Genomic DNA, 592 nt, shown 5'->3' on the forward strand with positions numbered 1-592 from the left:
TCGAGGCGCAGGTGCGCCAGGCGCCGGAGGCTTTGGCGGTGGTCCATGAGGACGAGCGCCTGAGCTATGGCGAGCTCAACGCGCGAGCCAACCGGCTGGCGCATCATCTGATCGGGCTCGGTGTGAAGCCGGGGGATTGCGTTGCGACAGTGCTGAACCGCTCCGTCGCCCTTGTGGTGGCGCAACTGGCGATCCTCAAGGCGGGGGGAGTGTATGTGCCGGTCGATCGCGCTCTTCCATCTGCGCGACAAGAATGGCTGATGGCCGATTGTGCTGCGCGCCTGGTGCTTAGCGAGAGTGACGATGATGATCTGCTTGAGGTGACGATCCCTGTTCTGGCCATTGAGCCGCTCATGGCTGGGACTGGGTCTAGTGCCGATCCTGGCCTGGCATTGAGCGCCGAGGCTGCTGCTTACGTGATGTACACCTCCGGCTCGACCGGCCTTCCCAAGGGGGTTGTTGTTGCTCACCGTGCGGTCAACCGGCTCGTCATCAACAATGGCTATGCGCAGTTCAGCTCGAGTGATCGTGTGGCGTGGGTGGGTAATCCCGCCTTCGACGCCAGCACATTTGAAGTGTGGGCGCCGCTGCT

Annotated in this window: 1 protein-coding gene; it reads left to right on the top strand. The window is 63.0% G+C overall.

Annotation, left to right across the window (positions count from 1 at the left end):
- On the top strand, window positions 1-592 hold a 592-nt coding region (locus NKJ23_RS34555), incomplete at both ends, for an AMP-binding protein (RefSeq protein ID WP_352496822.1).

Origin of the sequence: Mesorhizobium sp. M0184 (assembly GCF_040322215.1) — a bacterium.
In the GTDB taxonomy this organism is placed as follows: Bacteria; Pseudomonadota; Alphaproteobacteria; order Rhizobiales; family Rhizobiaceae; genus Mesorhizobium.